The 21,835-nt window shown below is 58.8% G+C and carries 15 protein-coding genes; 9 read left to right on the plus strand and 6 right to left on the minus strand.

Features of this window, described 5'->3' with window-relative positions; translation table 11 throughout:
- The first annotated feature begins 446 nt into the window (after positions 1-446).
- Complete coding sequence (locus tag AB7Z56_RS10915) at positions 447-6,332, plus strand: AAA family ATPase (protein ID WP_441256230.1); 5,886 nt, start codon at positions 447-449, stop codon at positions 6,330-6,332.
- Here AB7Z56_RS10915 and AB7Z56_RS10920 read toward each other — a convergent pair.
- The gene (locus AB7Z56_RS10920) at positions 6,327-6,719 is read right to left on the minus strand and encodes a response regulator transcription factor (protein WP_441256231.1); all 393 of its coding nucleotides are present in this window, start codon (positions 6,717-6,719) and stop codon (positions 6,327-6,329) included. The genes AB7Z56_RS10915 and AB7Z56_RS10920 overlap by 6 nt on opposite strands.
- Before the next feature lie 222 nt (positions 6,720-6,941).
- Between AB7Z56_RS10920 and AB7Z56_RS10925 the strand changes: the two genes are divergently transcribed.
- From AB7Z56_RS10925 to AB7Z56_RS10945, 5 genes are all read left to right on the plus strand, one after another.
- Positions 6,942-7,577, plus strand: a complete 636-nt coding sequence (locus AB7Z56_RS10925; protein ID WP_063981757.1) for a response regulator transcription factor — start codon at positions 6,942-6,944, stop codon at positions 7,575-7,577.
- Between the two features lie 363 nt (positions 7,578-7,940).
- On the plus strand, positions 7,941-8,831 hold the full coding sequence (locus tag AB7Z56_RS10930) for a LysR family transcriptional regulator (RefSeq protein ID WP_441256232.1): 891 nt from the start codon (positions 7,941-7,943) through the stop codon (positions 8,829-8,831).
- Between the two features lie 389 nt (positions 8,832-9,220).
- A complete protein-coding gene (locus tag AB7Z56_RS10935; RefSeq protein WP_063981759.1) occupies positions 9,221-9,622 on the plus strand; it encodes an SPW repeat domain-containing protein in 402 nt (133 codons plus the stop codon).
- Positions 9,623-9,868: 246 nt separating this feature from the next.
- Positions 9,869-11,464, plus strand: a complete 1,596-nt coding sequence (locus AB7Z56_RS10940; protein ID WP_441256233.1) for a GMC family oxidoreductase — start codon at positions 9,869-9,871, stop codon at positions 11,462-11,464.
- A 160-nt stretch (positions 11,465-11,624) separates the two neighbouring features.
- A complete protein-coding gene (locus tag AB7Z56_RS10945) occupies positions 11,625-12,878 on the plus strand; it encodes an adenylate/guanylate cyclase domain-containing protein (protein ID WP_441256234.1) in 1,254 nt (417 codons plus the stop codon).
- Here AB7Z56_RS10945 and AB7Z56_RS10950 read toward each other — a convergent pair.
- The 3 genes from AB7Z56_RS10950 to AB7Z56_RS10960 all read right to left on the minus strand — a co-directional run bounded on the left by AB7Z56_RS10950 (position 12,760) and on the right by AB7Z56_RS10960 (position 16,686).
- Positions 12,760-13,776 (minus strand): helix-turn-helix transcriptional regulator, encoded by a 1,017-nt coding sequence (locus AB7Z56_RS10950; RefSeq protein ID WP_283017331.1) that lies wholly within the window; start codon positions 13,774-13,776, stop codon positions 12,760-12,762. The two genes, AB7Z56_RS10945 and AB7Z56_RS10950, sit on opposite strands and share 119 nt — an antisense overlap.
- A 236-nt stretch (positions 13,777-14,012) precedes the next feature.
- Entirely contained in the window at positions 14,013-16,226 is a 2,214-nt protein-coding gene (locus tag AB7Z56_RS10955) for a molybdopterin cofactor-binding domain-containing protein (RefSeq protein WP_441256235.1), read from the minus strand.
- A gap of 4 nt (positions 16,227-16,230) precedes the next feature.
- A complete protein-coding gene (locus tag AB7Z56_RS10960) occupies positions 16,231-16,686 on the minus strand; it encodes a (2Fe-2S)-binding protein (RefSeq protein ID WP_441256236.1) in 456 nt (151 codons plus the stop codon).
- 506 nt (positions 16,687-17,192) lie between these two features.
- On the opposite strand from AB7Z56_RS10960, the gene trpC reads away from it, so the two are divergent.
- The 3 genes from trpC to AB7Z56_RS10975 all read left to right on the plus strand — a co-directional run bounded on the left by trpC (position 17,193) and on the right by AB7Z56_RS10975 (position 20,577).
- On the plus strand, positions 17,193-18,041 hold the full coding sequence (gene trpC, locus AB7Z56_RS10965) for an indole-3-glycerol phosphate synthase TrpC (RefSeq protein ID WP_441256824.1): 849 nt from the start codon (positions 17,193-17,195) through the stop codon (positions 18,039-18,041).
- A 1,192-nt stretch (positions 18,042-19,233) separates the two neighbouring features.
- Entirely contained in the window at positions 19,234-19,608 is a 375-nt protein-coding gene (locus AB7Z56_RS10970; protein WP_354123522.1) for a hypothetical protein, read from the plus strand.
- 750 nt (positions 19,609-20,358) lie between these two features.
- Positions 20,359-20,577: a hypothetical protein gene (locus tag AB7Z56_RS10975; RefSeq protein ID WP_354113642.1), complete on the plus strand. Its 219-nt coding sequence runs from the start codon at positions 20,359-20,361 to the stop codon at positions 20,575-20,577.
- Positions 20,578-20,613: 36 nt separating this feature from the next.
- Here AB7Z56_RS10975 and AB7Z56_RS10980 read toward each other — a convergent pair whose 3' ends face one another.
- Complete coding sequence (locus AB7Z56_RS10980) at positions 20,614-21,318, minus strand: hypothetical protein (protein ID WP_354123521.1); 705 nt, start codon at positions 21,316-21,318, stop codon at positions 20,614-20,616.
- A 17-nt stretch (positions 21,319-21,335) separates the two neighbouring features.
- Positions 21,336-21,704 (minus strand): hypothetical protein, encoded by a 369-nt coding sequence (locus tag AB7Z56_RS10985; protein ID WP_354123520.1) that lies wholly within the window; start codon positions 21,702-21,704, stop codon positions 21,336-21,338.
- Between the last annotated feature and the right edge of the window lie 131 nt (positions 21,705-21,835).

Genomic DNA, 21,835 nt, shown 5'->3' on the forward strand with positions numbered 1-21,835 from the left:
CGATCGACGCATCTCGGACCTCCTGGCCTGCGATCGTTCAACAGAACGCCGACTTCGGCCGGTATCGAGGATGGGGGCGATTGGTTGCAGATTGTGTTCAAGCCAGTTGAAAGGAAAGTCACCTCTCGCCATGGAGTTGATAGCCGATCGTTATCGGAACGGCTGGGGCGCGCCTGGGATTCTGCGGCGAGAGAGCGGCGCTCGTTCCACGGGATTTCGATCGAGCGGAACTCTCGATCCATTGCTTTACCGGCGAATTTCGCGGCAATAAGGCCGGCTTCTGCGAGGGGGATCCCTATAGCCGTATCCGGTCGGACCGGGGATCGGCTGGCATTTCTCGGGCGACGGAGTACGATTTCTCCCGGCGGGGGAGAAACCGCGCGTGTGGCGCGCGAAGCGCTTGATTGGCCGACTTCAGGCCGAAGCCCGACGCCGGAGTCTGACAGATGGTGCGGCAGTCGCTGAACGTCGCATACTCGGATGGTAGTTCCCAGGTGTTGTGGGAGGATGGCGAGCGCGTGTTTAGCCGCGGCTGGCGAGTGGACGACAATGGCAACCGGCTCGCCGTCCTGCTCGTTGCTCCTGCCGCCGATCACCCGTCCCGGTCAAGACTCGATCGTCTCACGCACGAATACGAGCTGAAGGATGAACTCGACGGGCCATGGGCGGTGCGGCCGCTGGCCCTCATGCGCGACGCCGGTCGGACCGTGCTAGTGCTCGATGATCCAGGCGGCCAGCCGCTCGAACATTTGCTCGGTGAGCCCATGGAGGTAGCGCGCTTCCTGTGCTTGGCTATCGCCGTTACCTCAGCCTTGGGCAAGCTTCATCAGCGCGGGCTCATCCACAAAGACATCAAGCCAGCTAATATCGTGGTGGACTGCGCGGATGGACACGTGCGTCTCACCGGGTTTGGCATCGCATCGCGCCTGTCCCGCGAGCGGCAGGCGCCCGAGCCGCCCGAGACCATCGCCGGTACGCTCGCTTACATGGCACCCGAACAAACCGGGCGGATGAACCGCTCGATCGACGCCCGCAGCGACCTCTATGCCCTCGGCGTCACGCTGTACCAGATGCTCACGGGCGTGCTGCCCTTCACGGCGGCCGATCCGATGGAATGGGTGCACTGCCATATCGCAAGACGACCGGCGCCGCCCAGCGAGCGGTTAAAGAGCCTCCCAGGCTCCGTCTCTGCGATCATTATGAAGCTGCTCGCCAAGACTGCCGAGGAGCGTTACCAGACGGCTGCAGGCGCCGAGAGCGATTTACGGCGCTGCCTCGCCGAATGGGAAACCCGAGGCGATATCGACGAATTTCCGCCCGGGGAACATGACACTCCGGATCGGCTGCTGATCCCCGAGAAATTGTATGGTCGGACAGCCGAGATCGATACCCTGCTTGCCTCCTTCGACCGTATCGTTGCCGGCGGCAGGCCGGAGTTGGTCCTCGTTTCCGGATACTCCGGCATCGGCAAATCCGCGGTCGTTAACGAGCTTCATAAGCGGCTTGTTCCGCCCCGCGGTCTTTTTGCGTCGGGCAAGCTTGATCAGTACAAACGCGACATCCCCTACGTCACCCTTGCGCAGGCCTTTCAGAGCCTGATCCGCCCTCTCTTGAGCAAGACCGAAGCGGAGTTGCGGAAATGGCGGGAGGCGCTGCTCGAGGCGCTCGAGCCGAACGCTCGGCTCATTGTCGATCTCGTTCCGGAATTGAAGCACATCATCGGCGAACAGCCACCGGTCCCCGAACTGCCGCCACAGGACGTGCAGGGTCGCTTTCAGCTGGTGTTCCGGCGATTCATCAGTGTATTCGGGCGACCGGAACATCCGCTCGCCCTGTTCCTTGATGATCTCCAATGGCTCGATGCAGCAACGCTCGATTTGCTTCAGGATCTGTTGACCCGGCCGGATGTACAGAACCTGTTGTTGATTGGCGCTTACCGCAACAACGAAGTCGATCCCGTCCATCCGCTGACACGCAAGCTTGAAGCGATCCGCCAAGCCGGAGCGATACTACACGACATCGTATTGGCGCCCTTATCCTGTGAAGATCTGGGACAATTAATCGCGGATTCCGTTCACAGCGAACCGGAGAAAATCGCGCCGCTGGCACAGCTGATTCACGAAAAGACAACCGGCAATCCGCTTTTCGCTATTCAGTTCATTTCTGCGCTCGCCGACGAAGCATTGCTCACTTTCGATTATGACGAGGCGCGATGGTGCTGGGACCTGAATCGCATTCACGCCAAAGGTTACACCGACAATGTGGTGGACCTTATGGTGGGGAAGCTGAACCGTCTGTCCGCGGAAACCCGGAACGCACTGCAAAAGCTCGCCTGCCTGGGCAACGACGCAGGGTCCGCCATGTTGCGGATCGCTTACCAGGACTCCGGGGAGGAGATGCACGGGCAGCTTTGGGAAGCGGTGCGAGCAGGGCTGATCTTTCGTTCAGAGGATTCCTACAAGTTTCTCCACGACCGTGTCCAGGAAGCGGCCTACTCCTTGATTCCGGAGGAATCGCGTGCCGAAGCTCATCTCCGAATAGGGATGCTGCTCGCAGCGCAGACCCCCCCAGAGAGGTTGGAGGAGACGATCTTCGAAATCGTCAATCAGCTCAACCGCGGCTCGCATCTCATCACGTCAACTGAGGAGCTTGAGCGGGTCGCTGAGTTGAATTTCATTGCAGGTAAACGCGCAAAGACCTCGACGGCATATGCCTCGGCGCTGAACTACCTCGTCTCCGGCGTAGCACTGCTGCCAGGGGACTCCTGGGAGCGCCAGCACGGCCTGATCTTTGAGCTGGAGTTGCACCGGGCCGAATGTGAATTCCTCACTGGTGCACTGGCGGAAGCCGAGCAGCGCCTGGCGATGCTGTCGGCCCGTGCTGCAACGACGATCGAACGAGCCCGCGTGACGTGCCTGCAGGTGGATCTTTACACGACCCTGGATCAGGGCAGTCGCGCGATCGCAGTCGGTCTCGACTATCTCCGCCACCTGGGTGTTGACTGGTCGGCGCACCCGTCGGAAGACGAGGCAAGGTGCGAGTATGACCGGATCTGGTCCCAACTCGGCTCCCGCGCGATAGAAACCCTGATTGATCTGCCTTTGATGAGCGATCCCGTATCGCTCGCGACCCTTGATGTGCTGACGAAGCTCGGGCCGCCGGCCCACTATACAGATGCGAAACTACGTTCGATGGTCATCTGTCGAGCAGTCAATCTCAGCCTCGAGGGCGGCAATTGTGACGGCTCGTGCTACGCCTATGCAGTGCTTGCCAGGCTTGCTGGACCGGAATTCGGCGACTACCAGGCGGGACTTCGATTCGGCCGTCTCGGCTATGAACTGGTCGAACAGCGCGGGCTAAAGCGCTTCCAAGCCAGGACCTATTTGAACTTTGGATACTTACTCATGTTCTGGACGAGACATGTCCGGGAAGGTCGTGATCTGCTGCGACGTGCGTTTGAGACAGCAAACCAGATAGGTGACCTCACTTTTGCGGCGTACTACTACACCCACCTGAACACGTATCTTCTCGCGGCGGGCGATCCGCTCGATATCGTGCAGGTCGAGGTCGAGCATGGTCTTGCGTTCGCGCGGAACATGCGGTTCGGCTTTGCGATTGACTCCATTGCCGGCCAGCTAGGGCTGATCCGGACACTCCGCGGTTTGACGCCGATTTTCGGTTGCTTTGACGATGGGCAGTTCAACGAACTCCTACTGGAGTCTCGTTTCCGCAAGAACCCGGATCTGGCGTTGGCCGAGGGCTCGTATTGGACCCGCAAGCTGCAGGCACGTTTCTTTGCCGGCGACTATGTGGGTGCCCTCGAGGCCTCATTGAGGGCGCAACAGCTGCAGCCGACATCAGCGTCTTTTTTCGAATGCGCGGAATATCACTTTTACAGTGCGCTCTCCAGAGCGACATCCTGCGAGTCCGCGGCGGCCGGCCAACGGCAGGAGCATGTCGAGGCACTGGCTGCGCACCACCGACAGCTCGAGGTCTGGGCGATGGTTTGCCCGGACAACTTCGAGAACCGCGCCGCACTCGTCGGGGCGGAGATCGCCCGGATCGAAGGACGCGCGCTCGATGCCGAACATCTTTACGAGCACGCTATCCGCTCGGCACACACGCATGGCTTGGTCCACAACGAGGCGCTCGCCAACGAAGTCGCCGCACGCTTTTATGCCGCACGCGGGTTCGAGAAGATCGCACATGCCTATCTGCAGGACGCGCGGTACGGATACATCCGCTGGGGAGCCGACGGCAAGGTGCGCCAACTCGACGAGTTGTATCCGCACCTCAGGAAGGAAAAGCCAGTTGCAGGCCCCACAAGCACGATCGGGGCACCCGTCGAACAACTGGATCTATCTACGGTTATCAAAGTCTCGCAAACCGTGTCGGGCGAGATCGTCCTGGAAAAGCTGATCGACACGCTGATGCGCACGGCGATTGAGTACGCGGGTGCCGGGCGAGGTCTGTTGATCCTTGCGGTCGGCGATGGGTACCGGATTGAGGCGGAAGTCACGATCAGCAATGATATGGTGACCGTCGGTCAGCGACAAGCAGGTGTAACCGCTGCAAATCTACCGGAGTCCATTCTACACTACGTGATCCGGACAAAAGAGAGCGTTCTTATCCACGATGCCGCCGCCGCGAACCCGTTTTCCGCCGATGAGTACATCCATAAGCATCACGCCCATTCAATTCTCTGCCTGCCGTTGCTCAAACAAGGCAGACTGGCCGGCGTACTCTACCTAGAAAACAACTTGGCGGCCCACGTTTTCACACCCGACCGCGTCACAGTCTTGAAGGTGCTTGCGTCGCAGGCGGCCATCTCGCTCGAAAATTCGCGGCTTTATGACGACCTCGCGGATCGGGAAGGGAAGATCAGGCGTTTGGTCGACGCCAACATCATTGGGATCCTCATTGCCGATCGCGAAGGACGGATCCTCGAAGCGAATGACGCGTTTCTACGCATCGTAGGATATGACCGTGCGGACTTGGTTTCGGGCCGCGTGCGCTGGACCGAGCTGTCCCCGCCCGAATGGCGCGAGCGGGACATACTGACTCAGGCAGAACTGAACTCAGCCGGAATAGTTCGACCCTTCGAGAAGGAGTATGTTCGGAAGGACGGCAGCCGCGTTCCCGTGCTTATTGGCGCTGCTCTGTTCAAGGAAGGAGGCGACGAGGGCCTTGCATTCGTGCTCGATTTGACGGAGCGAAAGCGCGTCGAGGAAGCGCTTAGCCAGGCACAAAGACTCAGCCGCACCGGCTATTGGATCTACAACGCCACAACGATGCGTTACCTCTATTGGTCGGACGAGAGTTACAGGATCTGGGGGTTTGATCCGTCGCAGGGCCTTCCTAGTCGGCAAGGTATTTGGGAACGTATTCACCCAGAGGACCGCGACAGAGTGTGGGGCGCGGTTCAGGAGGCCGTGCAACAAAAGAGAGACTTCGTGGCCGAGTTCAGACTTCTCCTACCCGATGGAACAATCAAATGGGTCGAAGGAACCAGCTATCATGTGTTTTCGCCCAGGGGCGCGCTGGCTGAGGTTATCACCACAACCGTCGATGTGACGGAGCGAAGGCGGGCGCAGGACGAACGTGAAAAGCTGCGTCAGTTCGAACTGGATTTCGCCCACATGAACCGCGTGAACATGATGGGAGAATTGGCGGCCTCGCTGTCTCACGAAATTCTGCATCCGATCGCTACCGCTCGTAACAACGCCCGCGCAGGGATGCGCTTTCTGGAGATGAAACCGCCAAATCTGGATGAGACCAGGGAAGCGCTTGCTTGCGTCGTGAGGGACACTGACCGCGCCAAGGATATCGTCGGACGGATGCGTGATCACATCAAGAAAGCGCCTCTGCGAAAGGAGCGTTTTGATCTCAATTCGGCTATCAACGAAGTGATTGTACTGGCGCAAAGCTCAATTCACAGGAATAGCGTTTCGGTCCAAACGCGGCTCGCAGATGGACTGCTTCCGGTTATGGGGGATTGCGTTCAGCTGCAACAGGTATTGCTGAACTTGATCCTGAACGCGGCCGAAGCGATGGGCCTGGTTGAGGAAGGGGCGAGAGAGCTATTGATCAGCACCAAAGAGGGTCAGACCGGCGCCCTCGTGGCCGTACAGGATTCGGGGCGGGGCATTGATCCGGAGAATTTCGATCGAGTCTTCGACGCCTTTTACACCACGAAGTCCGGTGGAACAGGGATGGGGTTGTCGATATGCCGTTCCATCATCCAAGCACATGGAGGCAAGTTGTGGGCGGAAGCGAACGAACCCCGCGGCGCCGTATTTCAGTTTACCCTGCCGGCGGACAACGGCTCATGAATTATCTTCAATCGGCGTACCCGACCGCAGAGCCGAGTGCACGCATCGCTCGAGAATGTCATCGTCCACTGGCTTGCTGAGATAGCAAATAACCCCGTCCTTCAGAGCCTGATCCCTGACAACCTCATCGGGGTAGGCGGTAACGAGGATCGTTGGGATTGCATACCCTGTATCGACCAAACGCCGGTGCAGCTCGACTCCGGTCATTCCGGGCATGTTAACGTCAGTGATCAAGCAGGCGGTTTCAGGCAGAGCCCGCGATGCCAGGAAATCGGCCGCCGACGAAAACGCTTCGACAGTATAGCCCAGCAGCATTATTAGCTTTCGCATTGACTCACGATGGGGCTGATCGTCGTCGACGACGGATATCAGTGTACGATGCAACATAGCGGCTTCCAGGCACTTCCGCCGGCCGGCGAGGCAGCGCCTCGCGCTGCATGCAACGTAGTGTCTCGGACATCCCTCAATAACGCAATGTCGGCGTTCCTAAGCGATGGTTTAGGCGTCCGGCTATCCGCTCAGGCAAAATATTCTGTTCATCTCGATAGATTGTGCGTAGGGTGTGCCGGACTAGGCAAGAATGCGCTTCCCCAACGCAGGATACCGGGAATGGGTGAGGCAAATCCCAGTGTCTTGGTTATCGATGATGATCCCGAATTTCGCGATTCGGTCGCGCGACTGTTGCGGACAGTCGGCTTGGATGCCCGACAATTTTCGTCTGTTCCCGATTTTCTCGAGGCCGATCCGCCGGATGGTCCTACTTGCCTGGTGCTCGACGTAAGAATGCCGGGGCGAAGCGGTCTCGATCTTCAGAGCGAACTTGTCGCCGCAAACAGGCAAGTGCCTATCATCTTTATCACAGCCTACGCCGACGTGCCGATGACTGTGCAAGCAATGAAGAGCGGTGCGATAGAGTTCCTTACAAAGCCATTCCGAGATCAGGATCTGCTTGACGCCATCGATGCCGGACTCACTCGCGATCGTGCCCGACGTGAGAGTGACAGGGTGGTGGCTGCAATAAGGCGGCGCCTCGACACGCTCAGCCCCCGCGAGACTGAGGTCATGCTCCATGTCGTGGCTGGTCGCCTGAACAAGCAGATTGCCAACGATATCGGCATCGCCGAGTCCACGGTGAAAGTGCATCGCACTAACCTGATGCGGAAGATGAAAGCGCGTTCGGTCCCGGAACTCACCCGGATGGCGGACTGCCTCAATATAAAACTACTGCAGCTGCAGAACTTCTGAGCCTGAAAGGCGTGCCATCAGCACTTCCGTGCGAGGGTGCCGTCTACTCGCAAATCGCGTCCACCTCATTTCGCCGCGCCGCTGATCCTCTCCTTTAGGGGCCGATCCGGCCAACGGATTCGGGGCGCGAGGTTTACGTTCTCACTTCTAAGCGATCGCTTAGCACAAGCAGCGACAAGCGAACCTCATCACACCTCCGCGTAGTCGACCGAGGCGCCCCTATCCGTCAAAATGCGGCCGTTGACGGTCACCGAGTTCGCCTTCCCCCTCTTGGTGAACGACCACGAGCGCCCGAATCCGGGCAGGGCGACGCAAGGCCTGTCGGTAGAGACAGCCGCACCTTGACGGAGAACATAGCAGCCCATGGAGCTTCATCAGGTTCGCTACTTCCTCGCCGTCGCGTCCACGCTCAACTTCACCCGCGCGGCCGAGCAGTGCAACGTTACGCAGCCCGCTCTGACCAAGGCGGTGCAGAAACTCGAGCAGGAGCTCCGCGGCCAATTGATCTACCGCGAACGCCAGTTGACGCAGCTCACCGACCTTGGAAAAGAGGTCCTTCCGATGCTGGAGCGCACACTGGCCTCGGCAGAGGCGGTGCGTCGCCGAGCCCAGGAGTTCCAACGCAAGGAAGTCGCGCCACTGAAGATCGGCCTCGCCCCATCCATCTCGGCCTCGCTCGTCCTCGATCCGATCGCCGAGATCGCAAAGTTCGTTCCCGGACTTCACGTAGAGTTGCGTGAGGATGTGACGGAGAAGCTCGTCGACCTCTTGCTCGAGGGGGAGATCAATGCCGCAATGGTCGGCGACGTGCAGGACGTGCCCGCCCGCATCGACGACTGGTCGCTGTTCGAGGAGCGCTACGTCGCGGTTCTCGCGCCGACACACCGGCTCGCAAACCGTCCCTCGATCGGCATCGACGACCTCCGTGAGACCATCTTGCTGGAACGCGCCGGATGCGACATCACTCCGAAGATCCAACGGTCGTATTTCCCCGAGGAACCGCTCCACCTCGGCCACTGCAGCGGTCATGACTTGCACTTGCAGCACATGGCCGCCGCTGGCTTCGGCGTGATACTCGCGCCCGAGCACATGCCGCACCTTCCGACGCTCAAGACCATCCCGCTCGAAGGCGACCTGGTTTCGCGGGAGGTGCGGCTACTGGCAGTGCAGGGGCGCTGCTACTCGCCGGCGCTGGATGCGTTCGTCAAGTTCGCTCGCCTTCGCGATTGGTCGGTCGTCACTCGGACGGCGTGAAATCGTCGAATGCGTCCAGCGCCCGGAAGAACATGCGGCGCATGCGTTCACTGCGGTTGGTTCAAAAGCCATCCAAATGCGCTACGCGAACAATGCTGCCTTCCCAAGCTGTCCCTGACCTCGACAGCCGGACACTGAGCCACCACCGTCGGACTCGCGGTCGACGCGCCACGGTTACCCGCTTCCGTGGCGCCCGACGACTGGAATGGAAACGATAACGACCGGGCATTTCCAATGGTTGACGTGCCGGCCTACGCCTATTGCTTGTCTAACCGGATTGGCCCGTGCCGGAGTGCTTGCTGGCACAGGATTGCGTAATCTCTCTCTTGGGTGGATGCACTTTCCGCGTCGCAAGGACCCGCTCAAATAATCGACCAGAGGAGTCTCCGATGTCGTTTCGCTTCATCACCAAGTCTATCCACGCCTACCTGATTGACTATCCTGTCGCGTTCGTCTTGATCGCCGCACCGTTCGTGCTGGGGCTCGGTCAAAGCGGACCGGTTGCAGTCGAGCTTTCGGTCGTCGCCGGTGTGGCCGCGCTGCTCTTGGCCTCCCTGACCGACCATCCCACCGGGATCGTCCACATCATTCCCTACTGGCTGCACCTTTGGGTCGATCGGGCCGTCGGGGTGGTCTTTGTCATCGCACCGTTTGCCTTCAAATTCACAGGGCTCGACGCCTGGTACTACTGGGTCCTCGCTGCGGCTGTCCTGTTCACGACGTCAGTCCTGAACGCGCCTGAGAAGCCAGTTGCGATTCGTCCGGAATTGGGCAGGCGCGCAGCCGGCTGAAAGCTGCGATGGCGTCGTCGAGACGTCGCCAATGTTCGTCTGCAGCCGTCCATAGGACCTCGGGGGAGCGACAATAACGATCGCCTATCGACTCTATGGCGATAGGTGATTTCCCCCGCCGGCGTTGCAGGATCACTCTCCAAAGGCATGGTCCGATCAATCTCGGGATCAGGAGCTGCGATAGCGCCACATCAGCGATGGACGCTGATTGAACGATCCAAATTCTGTGAAAGAAAAACGACACTGATGTCCCACGAAGCCTACGATATTGTCATTGTTGGTGCAGGCGCAGCCGGTTGCGTCGTTGCGAGTTATCTTGCCGAACACACCGATGCGTCGATCGCGTTAATCGAGGCGGGCGACATGGATCGCGATCCGTTCATCCACATCCCAGCGGGCTTCGCCAAACTTCTGGCCCACGACCGGCATGTCTGGAAATACGAGACGGTTCCCCAGCACGGGACGAAGCGAGCATATCGTTCAGGCAAGGTACTCGGCGGCGGCTCCTCGATCAATGCGATGTGCTACGTGCGTGGTCAGATTCGCGATTTCACCGCGTGGCAGGACGCGGTCGGCGACACCGGAAAATGGTCGTATGAAGACCTGCTTCCCGTCTTCATGGCGCAGGAGGACAACGACACCTTCCACGACGAGTATCACGGCATAGATGGTGGCCTGGCGGTCCAGTTGCCCAAGGGCATCAATAAGCTGAACCAATATTGCCTCAAGGCATTCCAGGAATATGGGATTCCCTATAATCCCGACTATAACGGCAAGAGTCAGATCGGCGTCTCGCCGGTGCAGTCGACGGTCGGAGACCAGCGCCGATGCAGCGCGGTCGACGCTTATCTGCGTCCGCACCTCACTTCGGGCCGCGTGGTCCTGCTCACCGGCAAGACCGTCGTTCGCGTCCTCGTCGAAAACAAGCGGGCTGTGGGCGTTGAGTTCATGGACACGAGCTTGAAGAGGATCATGGCGAACGAAGTTGTGCTGTCGGCTGGCGCCGTCCACAGCCCGACGATCCTCATGCACTCTGGTATCGGTCCAGCCGAGCAGCTGCGCCAGCACGGTATCGCGGTGATCGTCAACTCTCCGGAGGTGGGCGAAAATCTCCAGGATCACCCGATGGTACCGGTCCGTGTCTATGTAAAGGGTGATCTCGGCTATCAGGCTGCCGCGCAGGGCCTCGGCAGCGTGAAGGCGGGCCTGCGCTATCTCGTCACGAAGGACGGCCCGGCGTCGGGTAATGGCATCGAGACGGTGACACACTGGAATCCATCTGATTTCGCCGGCGAGCCTACGATCCAATGCTATCACGCTCCGATCGTCTTGAACGAGCAACTCGGCCCGGCGGGCGACCGCTCGGGCATCACTTTCGAACTCGTGGTGCTTCAGCCTAAGAGCCGCGGCTGGGTGCGGTTGGCCGACAGTGACCCGACGTCAATGCCCCTCATCAACCCGAATTTCGTTGGCGAAGAGGAAGACCTGAGGGCCGCGGTGGAATCAGTACGCGCGATCCGCAAGGTCATCGCCCAGGAGTCGTTGGCGCCGGTGATCGAGGAAGAGATGGATCCCGGCCTGCACATCCAGTCGGATGCGGAGATCCGCGAATGGGTGAAGCGCGTCGTGACGACAATGTGGCACCCGGTCGGCACCTGCCGGATGGGCCAGGATGCACGAGCGGTGGTTGACGCGAGGCTCAGGGTCCGCGGCGTCGACGGCCTGCGGGTAATCGATGCCTCGATCATGCCGAACATAACCAGCGGCAATACCAACGCTCCGACCCAGGCGCTTGCGCGCCACGCTGCGACGATGCTGGTCGAGGATCTGAAACGCACCTGAGGAGTTCTGGCGCGAGCAGGCGAGGCCGGCCTCCGGCCCACGCCGGCCGGGAAGCCGCGCGGGAGCTGACACCGGCCATGAGCGTCCAAAGCGTATAGAAAGGTTCAGGTACCTGGCTCTTGCAGTCGTACTCGCGATCGGCATCTTTCTGGTCGATACCTTGTCATCACTGCAGTTCGCGGTGGCCTCGCTGTATGTTGTCGTCGTGTTGGTAGCTGCCCAGGATCTCGATCGCGGAGGCGCTGTCATCGTCGGCATAGTCTGCGCACTGCTTACCATCCTCAGCTATATTCTTACGCACGGCTTCGTCCCCAATGGGACCGCAGCGTTGCGATCCAGTGTTAGCCTGATCGCGCTCTTGGTCACGACAATGCTCGTGCTCCATAGACTTTCCGCCAACCAGCGCGTCAAGAAAGCAGAGCGCGAACGTATGAACCTGGCGCGCTTCTTCCCGCCAAGCATCGCTGAACAGCTCATCAAGGCGAGGACCCCTCTTTCGTTTACGCGTTGTCAACGTGCAGCAGTCCTGTTTGTCGACATCGTCGGGTTCACTGACTTCTCATCCAACAGGCCTCCGGATGTCGTCGTCCAGACGCTGCGACACCACTTGCGTATGTTCAGTGACGTGGTGTTCTCCCATCAGGGTTCGATCGACAAGTTCCTGGGTGATGGGTTGATGGCCTTTTTCGGCTCGCCGTTGACCAGCCTGCGCGACGCCACCAACGCTGCGGAGTGTGCGATCGAGCTCATCAAATCCGTCGATTCTTGGAACCGACGCATTGAGGCAAGAGACCAGTCGCTCCGTATTGCCGTCGGTATCCATTACGGCGAAGTCATCTATGGAGACGTTGGCAATGAAAAGAAATTGGAACTCACCCTGATCGGTGACACCGTGAATGTCGCTAGTCGGGTTGAAGCCCATTGCCGGGTATTGGAGGCTTCGGTGCTCGTCACCGGTGAATTCATGGATGCATTGTCTGCGGAAGGGAGCGCAGAACTCGCCACTGCGTTTCGCGACGAAGGCGCACACATGTTGCGTGGCCGAAGAGATCCGGTCCGTCTTTTCAGTATTCGCAGGCTGTCGTGCGAGCAGGCCAGCTGCCCTTGCCGGTTGCCTCGCCTGCGGAACTCATTGAAGCACGGTGAGAATCGGCAAAACCAGGCCCACTCGTCTAGTTGCAGAGCCTTTAGATGTCGTGGGGGGCCGGTGGACCTTGCTTATCGTACAGGAAGCGCGATGCTTAGGGTGTCCATCGTAGAGCGCATAACGCCTACGAGCGGATCGCACCTCGTTCTCAAATATCCTTCCGTACTTCGCCCTCCTTGGCGATCCGCCGATGGTCGCTCGGATCTCGATTGTACGCCTTTCGAAAAGCCCGCACAAAACTCGAACGGCTCTCGTACCCCGCATTAAGAGCCACTGCGTCGATCGACATCGTCGTTGTCGTCAAATCGATCGCGGCCTGGCGCATTCTCAAGTGTCGTAAGACAGCCATCGGGGATTGTCCAAAAATGTCCGAGAAGCGCGCCATGAACGCCGAACGACTCAATCCTGCACTGTGTGCCAAGCTTTGAACTGAATGGGCGGCTCCTGGCCGCGCCACCATATCTGCAAACGCACGAGTGACCTGCCTGTCGGCAAGTATCGAGAACCGTTCAGTCCACCGTCGGGATGACTTGAGCGACCGTCGTACCAACGAGACAACGATCTGCCTGAGCAGAGAAGCTGTCATGGCTCCAACGCCGACCTCTTGCTGTAGCAACTCGTTCATTGCTTCGCGAAGCTTGAGATCGATCCTGTCCGCCGGCTCGAATTGCTCGATGACCGGTTCGCGGAGTTCTCCGAACAGCCTCACAGACTGACCAAAGGATGCGTTAAAAAAGCCGCATATCTGGACGATCTCTGGTTGCTCTTTCGGCACTGCGACGCGGAGGATGCCTTCTTGACGAGTCCAGCAGTCTCTCGAAATGAGCTTCGGAGCGCTACTTCCACCGTCAACCTCGATCATGAGCGGAGTGTTTGGCGGCACGATGATGAGTAAATGAGGGCTCAACGGTATCGTCGGCCCGCCATCAATTGATAGACGTCCCATGCCACTTAAGTTGTAGTGGATCCCGGGTACGTCAATCGTCCCAAATTCGACTCGATGGCCTCGCGGCACCAAAATCTCGGTCATGGCGATGACATCTATGTCGAGCGCCTGCATTAAATTGTTGAGGTCTGTTGTAGACAATTTGACAGTGGCGCCCGCGGGCGGCGAAACGTTCTGCCCGACGAGAGCCTGTTTTGGAATCGATTTCGAATTATGCATGACTGCGGTGGCTCCTACTAACGGCTACCGGCACCGATAGTGCTCCGAAATCTGTTCTCCGAGGATTAGCGGGGGCGTCGCCATGCCGTTCGTACCACGGAACCTCGCCTCTCGCCATTCGGCGAAATTTGGACTTGCGGAGAACGCGAATGTTCCAATAGCCATTATGCTCCGGGACTTTAGTTCCCGACCGTCATCCCGTGCGTGCTACAACGCGCGCGGGATGACGGGAAGGATTAAGACGACGACTTCAACGAGTTCGTATCGATCGGCAGGCTGCGCACACGCTTGCCTGTTGCGGCGAAGATCGCATTGGTCACGGCAGCACTGACAATGGCCGTCGGGGCTTCACCAACGCCACCCGGAGCCTCCGCGTTCTTGATCAAGTGTGTCTCCACCACCGGTACCTCGTCGATGCGCATCGGCAGATAGCTGTCAAAATTGCTCTGCTCGACCCGACCATCCTTGAAGGTGATTGACCCATGGAGCGCGGCGGTGAGGCCGAAAAGCGTGCCACCCTGAACCTGCGCTTCGATTGTATCTGGATTAACGTACATTCCGCAGTCGAGCGCACAGACGATCCGCTTGACTTTGACGGAGCCATCGGCCGCTACTTCGACCTCGGCGACCTGCGACGTGTAACTTCCGTATGCGAATTGCACTGAAATTCCGCGGCCATGCCGCGCGGGAAGGGGGGATGCCCACCCCGCTTTTTCCGCCGCAAGCGATAAAACAGCGAGTGCTCGCGGATTGTGGCCAAGCAATCCCTTGCGGTAAGTGACGGGATCCTGCTTCGCGGCATGAGCGAGCTCATCTATGAAGCTTTCGACCACAAAAACATTGTGGGTCGGTCCGACGCCGCGCCACCAAGACGTCCGGACACCAGGGGGCTCGACCCGCACAAAGTCGACGTGGATATTGGGCAGCGCATAGGGCGGCTCGGCCGCCGCTTCGACGGCATCGGGGTCCAATCCGTCCTTGACGTAAGGGGGATAGTAGCGAGCCATGACTGAGGAGCCGGCGATCCGATGCGTCCAGGCAACCGGCTTGCCGGTCGCGTCAAGTCCGGCCGACAGCCGATCGAGATAGTACGGCCGATACAAATCGTGCTGGATATCTTCCTCGCGACTCCAGATCACCTTCACCGGGCCATCGACGTGCTTGGCGATCTTGACGGCCAGCACCGTGCCATCGGCCTCCAGCCTTCGGCCGAAGCCGCCGCCAATCAGATGATTGTGAATTTTGATTGCGTCCTTTGGCAGGCCGGTGAGTTCGGCCACCAGTGACTGCGTGATCGTAGGCGCCTGCGTCCCGACCCAGATGTGGCAGCGATCCTTCTGCAGGTGGACCGTGCAGTTCATCGGCTCCATCGCCGCATGGGCCAGGAAAGGCACCTGATAGATGGCGTCAACCCGTTGCGTCGCGGCCGCAAGGGCCTCCTCTGCATCACCATCGTTACGGGCAACCGCGCCTGGTTTTTTGGACTCCTCCTCCAACTGCTTGACGATATCGGCGTTACTGACCTTGCCGTTCGGCCCATCGTCCCACGTGATGGCGGCGGCCTCGAGCCCCTTCTTCGCTGCACCCATGTGATCTGCCACCACGGCAACAGCTTCATCGACGTTGACCACCTCCCGGACGCCCTTCACCGCCAGCGCGGCTTTCTCGTCCACCTTTTTCACTTTGCCACCGAGCACCGGCGAAATAGCAACCGCTGCAACCCTCATACCCGGCAGTCGCGTGTCGATGCCGTAGAGCGCGCGCCCGTCGACCTTTATCGATGAATCCACGCGCCTGGCACGCGTGCCGATCAAGGTGAAATCCTTCGGATCCTTCAATTTGACGTTTGCCGCCGGCGGCACAGGCAATTTCGCCGCGGCCGTCGCAAGTTCGCCGTAGCTTAGATGCTTTGCGCCTGACGCATCGAAGACGATGCCGTCCTTGGCGCGGCAAGTCGCCGGATCGACATTCCAGCGCTTTGCGGCTGCCCCGATCAGCAGACTGCGACCTACTGCGCCTGCCTGACGCAGCGGTGTCCAGAACGCTCGGACAGAGGCGGAACCACCTGTATTTTGAATGCCTATGATCGAGTTGACGTAAAGCGCGTGATTTGGCGGCGCATGCTGAACCTGAATTTGGTCAAGCGTCACCTCCAGTTCTTCAGCGAGAAGCATCGAGAGCGACGTGTAGACCCCCTGTCCCATCTCGACCATCGGCATGACCAGCGTCACGGCGCCCGTTGGATTGATCCGTATAAATCCATTCGGCGCGAAAGTACCCGTGACCTCGTTTTCGACCACCTGCACCTGCGAAGTGGACGCCGCGAAGACGGAGCTCGTGCTGGCGCCGGTCAGCGAAAAGCCGAGCAGCAAACCTGTGCCCTGAAGGAAGGCGCGACGTGACACGCCTGTTTCTTCGGCTACCTGCTCCCTCAAAATCGGTCCATTCATGATCTCAAACTCCAGCAGCCAGCCTGATCGCGGCGCGGATGCGCTGATAGGTGCCGCATCGGCAGACATTCCCCGACATGGCGGCGTTGATGTCGCCATCCGTCGGCTTCGGCATGTCTTTCAGGAGCGCCGCCGCCGACATGATCTGGCCGGATTGGCAGTAACCGCACTGCACCACCTCGAGCTCCAACCACGCCTTCTGTACGGCTGCGCCCTGCGGCGTCTGGCCGATCGCCTCGATCGTGGTGACCGCGCTGTCCCCAATGCTGTCGATCGTTGTCTGACAGGAGCGGACCGGCTGGCCGTCGACATGCACAGTGCAGGCGCCGCACAGCGCCTGGCCGCAGCCGAACTTGGTTCCGGTCATGCCGAGCACATCGCGCAGCACCCACAGCAATGGAACGTCACCGTCGACATCGACCTCATGGGGTGTACCGTTGATTTTCAACGTGAATGCCATGCGTGCCTCCTGAGCGCGTTGGGAGTGAGGAGTGAGTGGACGAGCACCCACGCATTGGTCGTCCTCGACAGGATCAAGTCGCCCGATACGGCCTATTCCGGCAGATGCGACGGATTGAGGTTGCGCGGGGCGTTACTCGATGAATCTCCGATAGCGACGCCCATTGATCGCAGCGCGGGACGAAATCTTCCAATAGCCGGCATGTATGGTTTCCATAGCAGCGGGGAATACTGCTGCGATGGTGCTGTCCGCCAAAGGCATCGCACTGCGCGGCGAGCGGGCGCGGGCTCATTCAGGTTCGACAATTGCTTCCAAGAGCGAAACTGACGCGCGCATTTGGCGCATTGATCGGCGGCGCGAGCGTTTTGAACGAGCTCGCGCATGCGTACCAACGCGAAGGGCTAATAAAGAGGAAGTGAGTAAGCGTCGATAATGATTGATTTGTACCGATCCGTCGAAACAACGCAGATGGTCGAATGACAAGTAAGTCCACGAACAGGTCGATGATGTCAGACATCTTGAAGAAAATCGAAGCCTATAAGCGCGAGGAGATTGCCGCCTCCAAGCGTGCTCATTCTTTCGCGAGCATCGATGCACGCGCCAAGGCGGCGGCGCCACCGCGCGGCTTCGTCCGTGCGATCAAGGAAAAGCATGGCGGCGGTGACTATGCGCTGATTGCTGAGATCAAGAAGGCTTCGCCATCGAAGGGCCTCATCCGCGCCGATTTCGATCCGCCGGCCCTGGCAAAGGCGTACGAGGCCGGGGGCGCGGCCTGCCTCTCGGTGCTGACCGATACTCCGTCGTTCCGGGGGCATCTCGACTTCATGGTCGCGGCGCGCGCGGCGACCAATCTGCCGGTGCTGCGCAAGGATTTCATGTTTGACACCTATCAGGTCGTCGAAGCCCGCGCTCACGGCGCGGACTGCATCCTGATCATCATGGCCGCGCTCGATGACGCCGCCGCCAAAGATATTGAGGACGCCGCCATCGCGCTTCAGATGGATGTGCTGGTCGAGATCCACGACAGAGCCGAACTCGAGCGGGCGCTGAAACTCCGCTCGCCGATGGTCGGCGTCAACAATCGCAATCTCCGTACCTTCGAGACCACGCTCGCGACCAGCGAGGCGCTGGCGCCGCTTATACCGGAGGAGCGGCTGATGGTCGGGGAAAGCGGCATCTTCACGCCGGACGATCTGGGCAGGCTCGAGCGTGTGGGAATGTCGACCTTTCTGGTCGGCGAGAGCCTGATGCGTCAGCCCGATGTGACGGCGGCAACCCGCGCGCTGCTGGTGCGGGACACGCCGGCGACGGCGGCGGGAATACGTTCCAGTCGAGTCGCGCCATCCTCACAATAAGCGACTGCATGACCAAAATTGCGGGAAGATGCGGACCTTCAAAACGGTAGTCCAAAGGCGCCTGCGATCGCTGCACGAAGCCGTGTCGGCTCAGGCGACCTCACGCCAGCCGAAGCCGAGGTCGGCATATGGGGGTAGAGCGGGCCAAAAGAGCTAAGTCTTTACAAGCTCAATGAGATTACAAACGACGAAAATCTAGGGGGTCTGCTGCGGGTCCCCGACTTGAGCCTACCGTTCGACGAGCTGCCGGGTTCAGGCGGACGATCGGAGCGAATATCGCAGATTTGCGTCGTGTGTGGAAAGGCGGTAGCGGTCTCCTGACTCGAACCCCCGACGCTAGTCGTCGACGCACCTGCGTTAAGGCCGGTTACGCAGGGGCCGTTGTCGTTAGTAGTGCGACGAATATGAGGGGCAGGTGGAGGCGCGAAGGCGGCTAATGACTCCATGCCTTCATTGTGCCGCGAAGCCACAGCGCCGAGACTTGCCCGGTTAGCTGACCACCGATTGACCACCAAACCGCCCTGAACAAACAGCGATAAAGGTGGTCAACCAGGAGCGAAGTTCACTGTTTTTGTTGAACTTTTCGGTTGCTACTTACGTTCGGGACACAAGGGGCGCGCGTGCTGGCCGCGCGATCAAGCGATTTACATTTCGGCCATAACGTATTGATTTTGCTAGTGCTGTTTTGGTTGCCTTTTACAGCTAAGTGCCTGAAATCTCTTTTAGAGAATGAGACTCTTAATCAGCGGGTCCCAGGTTCGAGCCCTGGTGCGCCCACCATAAATCCTCTTGCGAGATCAAGCGTCTAAGGTCTCACCTGCAAAGACAGAGTGAGAACTTTTAGAGACATTTCGCGCCGTTTAGACGCCCTCGTGCGCCAAACGTTCTGCTGCATCACCAGATCGGTTGTTTGAACGGTCGCTTCCGGCGTGCGCCGCGTCGTCCAAGCGAGGACATTCCCCAGTGCTGACTTCAGCTTTGTGTCGCTGCTGGCATTGAATGAGGGACGAGAAATGTCCCTTGTCCCTCTGAATGAGAGCGGGCGTTCAGAGGCCCATCCTTACGGGGTACCGGAATTTCAACCAGTTCTACCGTTGACCTCGTTGTAGAGCGCAAGCACCTGTGCCCCGTCCAACAACTCGCGGCTCCAACTCAGGGGTTTTAAATCGACGTCTTCCCAATCGAATGGTTCATGAGTTCGGCCATTGTAGGCGACAATGAATTTTGGGATTCCTTCTGGAAATCCGTCGGGATCAGATCGGTTCGAGGTCACCAGATAATTGGGCTCGATGCCTTTCCCTGTTATCCCGATCCGAACGAACACCGCGCCATGCTGCTTTTTGCAAACAACCATGTTTCGGAGCATTCCACTCAGGTAGGGATATGGCTTACGCAATGTTTGGACGTATTCTGCCAAGGAAGCAAAGTTCACCACGACACCACTTTAGCTAATGCTGAAACCGTGGTTGTCCTCCAAATGCCTGATAACCTTCTCCAAGGCCCGCATTATCAGGAGCTGGTTCGCTCCGAACGCATAGTATCCGGTAACCGCTACCTGAGCGGATAGCGAGCTATCTGCATTCTTCCGCTTGATTTTGTTGCCGTCCGAGTCGACGAATGTGATCGGGTACGGGAAGTGACGGCCTTCGCCTTCAAAGACCCCGTTAGGTCCCCAGTTTTGCGTTTTTGCGTTGTAGCATTCCCGACCGATGATCCTCTCTAACTCTAAGAGCAGGTGAAGGCGGCTTTTCGTAATCTTTTTCATTTGCTTCCCGTGCACAATCACAGGCGCAGAGCCTAGACTGCGTACTGCCACCTTAGTCAATCATCCGAAAGCAGCAGGTTCCGCGATGCAAGTTCGGCGGCACCGTTCCGCCGGCGCCCACGTGCGGTTAGGCTTCAGACGCTCTCGGTTAATGAAAGCGCTGGGTTCACCAACGTGTTCGGCAGCTGAACTAGCCTCCCGATGGTGGGCTGACCGCGTCAGGAAAGTTTTAAACGGACTAGGTATTTCCTCCAGCGCTGCGCTGGGACAGACATCGCGATGAATACGGCGCGTCGGCAATGGCAGCTTCGACCTGCCGTAAGCGGTGCGCCCGCTGGATAAGGTTTGACGTCTGAGGAACCGCTGCTCGTGACAGACCAGGAGCAAAGCCTCGCTGGCTGGGCGGCCGGCTGGGCGCAATTGGGCATGTGGTCGCTTCGGTCCCCGCGCTCTGTATGCGCTCCGGCTCCCGAGCGAACATATCCGCCGGTGCTCGACGACGGCGGGGCATCAGACGACTGAAAAGCGATCCAGCTTCGAGGAGAGCCGGCCATGAGATCCGCCATTAAGCGCCGCCTCATTGCGATCGAGCTAGAGGCCCTGACCTCCGAAGTTGAGCTCATCGAGCGAGAGTGGCAGGATCACCGTGTGGCGGCCAAACCGTCTGAAGCTGGTAAGAGCCCTCAAGGCGAGCTCAACAAGGCCACGAAGGACCAAGAAAACGAGCCCCCTTCAGCAGTCCACCCCATGAGTAAAATGAATCCCGAGTAGGGGCTCCGCGGTTGGGAGCCCCCCTCGATCGGCGTCCTATTTCACCTCAGCTTTGCAATACGTCGCGGTGCTGACCAACGGATACTGCCTTCCGAGACTGGCTTGATTTCCAACCATGCAGTCCCAGCCCGTTTTGTCATCGGACATGGCGGTCTTCCGAAAGGTGGGGCGATGACTAGTTGTATCTGCAGGCGGATAGGCCACGAAGCATCCACCACTTACAACATTGTATCCTTTGGCGATAAGATCTGGATCTTTGGCAGAAAGCACCGTATCGGCTGCCCAATTGTCCTTTGATATGGAGCGACTTTCACAAACGAGAGACGTCCGCCGCGCTGCGGCTTCCGCCAATTTGGTCTTCGCGGACGCAACCTCCTCCCTAAGCTCGGCAAACTCAGCCATAGGCACTTGCTGCAATCGAACCGCAGGCATTGGAATCGAGATCGATCTCGCTGGTGTAATAAAAACGATTGTTAGGTTGTCGGAGAATTGCTTTCCGCCGGCGTCCTTCTCAAATTCACGCTGGCAAATTACAGTGACGTTTTGAGTGTCGATCTGGAAGCTTTTTGATCCATCAATCGCCACCGTTCCAGCTTTGTCGTCAGGCACGTATGCGGTGCAAGTTGCTTTGCCAGGTCCAACCACTTCGACCTTTTGGAACGTCAATGCGGGTTTGCTCAAATATTTGAACTGGGCAACTAAGGCTGTAGCATCGCCAATTGTTCTAAAAGACGATTGCAAATTCGAGTTCTGCAGTGTCAGGCAATCGGTGATAGCCGCCAGTGTCTGATCATGGACTTTTTTGTGATGGTCGAAACCTTTGCGGATGCGATACTGAGTCCGTAGCCGGACTTACATGTTTTCTCTTGCAGAGTTTTGATTTCGGTCGCGTCTTTTGCGTAGCTTCCGCTGATAACCTTATAACTCGCCTTTATTCGTTGGCTGTTCGCGGAGCTGTTTTCCTCAAACTTTTCCGAACAGAAATCGTCTTGAGTTATGGCCAAAGAGTCAGCTTGGCTGCCGGCGGAAATTGTGTCGTATCCTAGCGAAGCCAAATCAAAGCACGTTTGAGCGAAGCACGATGCAGGAAAAAAGAAGATAGCAAGTATTGTCGCAACTAGTTTCACGGTGACATCCTTTTCGCAGAGGAGTTTGGATCAACGAAAGATTGCATCGTGATCAGCTCCGCCAAAGAAGTCGATTCCCGGAAAAATCTCCCTCGGCGCGACAAACCGCCGCAGTAGTTCTCGGCTGTCGT

Origin of the sequence: Bradyrhizobium sp. 482_C4_N1_8, assembly GCF_052075965.1 — a bacterium.
Lineage (GTDB): Bacteria > Pseudomonadota > Alphaproteobacteria > Rhizobiales > Xanthobacteraceae > Bradyrhizobium > Bradyrhizobium barranii.

Bases quoted from the DNA above. Each gene is read 5' to 3' on its own strand.
- AB7Z56_RS10940 (WP_441256233.1), top strand. From the start codon at position 9,869: ATGTCCCACGAAGCCTACGATATTGTCATTGTTGGTGCAGGCGCAGCC.
- AB7Z56_RS10950 (WP_283017331.1), bottom strand. From the start codon at position 13,776: ATGCATAATTCGAAATCGATTCCAAAACAGGCTCTCGTCGGGCAGAAC.
- trpC (WP_441256824.1), top strand. From the start codon at position 17,193: ATGTCAGACATCTTGAAGAAAATCGAAGCCTATAAGCGCGAGGAGATT.
- AB7Z56_RS10935 (WP_063981759.1), top strand. From the start codon at position 9,221: ATGTCGTTTCGCTTCATCACCAAGTCTATCCACGCCTACCTGATTGAC.
- AB7Z56_RS10915 (WP_441256230.1), top strand. From the start codon at position 447: ATGGTGCGGCAGTCGCTGAACGTCGCATACTCGGATGGTAGTTCCCAG.
- AB7Z56_RS10920 (WP_441256231.1), bottom strand. From the start codon at position 6,719: ATGTTGCATCGTACACTGATATCCGTCGTCGACGACGATCAGCCCCAT.
- AB7Z56_RS10960 (WP_441256236.1), bottom strand. From the start codon at position 16,686: ATGGCATTCACGTTGAAAATCAACGGTACACCCCATGAGGTCGATGTC.
- AB7Z56_RS10970 (WP_354123522.1), top strand. From the start codon at position 19,234: ATGAGTTCGGCCATTGTAGGCGACAATGAATTTTGGGATTCCTTCTGG.
- AB7Z56_RS10955 (WP_441256235.1), bottom strand. From the start codon at position 16,226: ATGAATGGACCGATTTTGAGGGAGCAGGTAGCCGAAGAAACAGGCGTG.
- AB7Z56_RS10975 (WP_354113642.1), top strand. From the start codon at position 20,359: ATGAGATCCGCCATTAAGCGCCGCCTCATTGCGATCGAGCTAGAGGCC.
- AB7Z56_RS10925 (WP_063981757.1), top strand. From the start codon at position 6,942: ATGGGTGAGGCAAATCCCAGTGTCTTGGTTATCGATGATGATCCCGAA.
- AB7Z56_RS10930 (WP_441256232.1), top strand. From the start codon at position 7,941: ATGGAGCTTCATCAGGTTCGCTACTTCCTCGCCGTCGCGTCCACGCTC.